The organism is Salegentibacter maritimus (assembly GCF_016236915.1).
Taxonomy (GTDB): Bacteria; Bacteroidota; Bacteroidia; order Flavobacteriales; family Flavobacteriaceae; genus Salegentibacter; species Salegentibacter maritimus.
The window spans coordinates 1-933 of sequence record NZ_JAEHOK010000054.1 but is presented as its reverse complement, the minus strand read 5'-3'; the positions used below and the strand labels follow the sequence as shown (position 1 = coordinate 933).

Sequence of the window (933 nt, the reverse complement as noted above, 5' to 3'; positions counted from 1 at the left end):
TCAATATCAGCAGGAGCGATAGTAGCTGTACCATTGGCATCAAGTTGTACGGTGATGTTTTTGGTTAAAGCAACCGGCGCCACATTATCCTCTACTGTTACTGTTGCCGTGGCTGTGGTTTCATTTTGATTGTTGTCTGTGACGGTAAGAGTTACCGTGTTTTTACCAACATCTTCACAACTAAATTCAGTGATATCCAAACTTAGGCTGGCAATACCACAGGCATCATTAGAGCCATTGTCAATATCAGCAGGAGCGATAGTAGCTATACCATTGGCATCAAGTTGTACGGTGATATCCTTAGCTAATGCTATAGGGGCAACATTATCTTCTACCGTTACTGTTGCCGTGGCTGTGGTTTCATTTTGGTTGTTGTCCACAACGGTCAGGGTCACTGTATTAGGCCCAACATTTTTACAAGTAAATTCGGTGGTATCTAAACTTAGGCTGGAAATACCACAGGCATCATTAGAGCCATTGTCAATATCAGCTGGAGCGATAGTAGCTGTACCATTTGTATCAAGCTGTACCGTAATGTCCTTTGCTATTGCTGTAGGAGCAACATTATCTTCTACCGTTACTGTTGCCGTGGCTGTGGTTTCATTTTGGTTGTTGTCCACAACGGTCAAGGTCACTATGTTACCCCCAACATCTTCACAACTAAATTCGGTGATATCCAAACTTAGGTCTGCAATACCACAGGCATCATTAGAGCCATTGTCAATATCAGCTGGAGCGATAGTAGCTGTACCATTTGTATCAAGTTGTACCGTAATGTCCTTTGCTATTGCTATAGGAGCTACATTGTCTTCCACTGTTACTTTTGCCGTGGCTGTGGTTTCATTTTGGTTGTTGTCCACAACGGTCAGGGTCACTGTATTAGGCCCAACATTTTTACAAGTAAATTCGGTGGTATCCAAGCTTAGGCTAGCA

At 43.0% G+C, this 933-nt stretch carries 1 pseudogene; it reads right to left on the bottom strand.

From position 1 onward, the window contains the following. Nucleotides 1–933: pseudogene (locus I6U49_RS16810) on the bottom strand (hypothetical protein); the annotation flags it as partial.